The sequence below is a fragment of the Microcoleus sp. PH2017_35_SFW_U_B genome (assembly GCF_020737865.1).
GTDB lineage: Bacteria > Cyanobacteriota > Cyanobacteriia > Cyanobacteriales > Microcoleaceae > Microcoleus.
Genome location: NZ_JAEQDE010000016.1, coordinates 1 through 1,167, shown reverse-complemented (window position 1 = coordinate 1,167; position 1,167 = coordinate 1). Strand labels below are relative to the sequence as shown.

1 protein-coding gene is annotated in these 1,167 nt (G+C 39.1%); it reads left to right on the top strand.

The features are described from left to right. Positions 1-106: 106 nt before the first annotated feature. Positions 107-1,167, top strand: a protein-coding gene (locus JGK36_RS00125; RefSeq protein ID WP_293200733.1) for an ISKra4 family transposase whose coding sequence is annotated in 2 segments (ribosomal slippage) — positions 107-260 and positions 260-1,167 — 1,062 coding nt annotated over the 2 segments. Because the reading frame shifts where the segments join, the coding sequence is not laid out codon by codon here. This gene is flagged as partial in the annotation.

Below are 1,167 nucleotides of genomic sequence, written 5' to 3'. Positions count from 1 at the left end.
GGGAGCATCCCACTTTTGCAATCAGTATAAATACTCAGACAATTGTCTGTCTGACTAAGTTGATGGCATAATAGAAAGCAAATAAATTACCATAATCCAAGTTAGTATGACCCCAGAAGAACAGCAGAAGATCAAAATAAATCTCCAAGAAATAGCAGAGATCCTTTATAAAAATACCTCAGTAAACAATCTACAAAGCTTTGAATCCGTAGAACTGAGTGTGAGGGAACATTTAATTGAGACAGTAGCACCAGAAATCAGCGGTTTTTTTTTAACTCGGCGGGGGGAAAAGGTTCGGGGAGAAGAAGAACCATAAAAAGCTGCGTAGGAGAAATTACTCTATCGAGCAAGCAAGCTCAAAAGCTGGGAGTAAAGAAGGGAAGTCGTTTGAGTCCTAATTTGGAAAAATGTTGTTTATTATTAGTGGGAAATGAATCATTTGCCAATGCTGAGAAAGACTTAAAAATGTTAACAGGAATTTATGTGCCTCACAGTACACAACATCGGCTATTAGAGCGTTATGAATTCCCTGAACCTGAAGCTACCGAGCAAGTAAAAGCATTGAGTATAGACGGAGGAAACGTCAGGCTGAGAACTGCCTTAGGAAAGGAAAGTGTTTGGAGGAATTATAAGGCGATTCAGATACATGGTCAACTAGGGGCAGCTTTTTTCCAAAATAATGCAGATTTAGTGGCATGGGTAAATAGCCAACTCAAGAGTGAAGCAATAACTTGTTTGGGAGATGGCCATGATGGAGTGTGGAATTTATTTAATCAAATTGGGACGAGAGAGCAAAGAAGAGAGGTACTAGATTGGTATCATTTGATCGAAAATTTACATAAAGTAGGAGGTTCGCTCAAACGACTGAGGAGAGTGCAGGACAAACTGTGGCAAGGGTCAACAGTATCCGCTCTAGCCGAATTTGTAGGGGTTACGAGTAAAGAAAGTGAAAAATTCCAGAAATATCTGCGAAAACATCAGTCAAGAATTCCAGATTACCAGAATTATCAAGCTCAGGGTATTGACATTGGTTCGGGAGCTGTAGAGTCTTTAATTAAACAGATAGGAACCAGAATTAAAATTGTAGGTGCACAGTGGAACGAAAAAAATGTGCCTCAAATTTTAAGACTGAGATGTGCGTATTTAAATAATGACATCAAGCTAGGT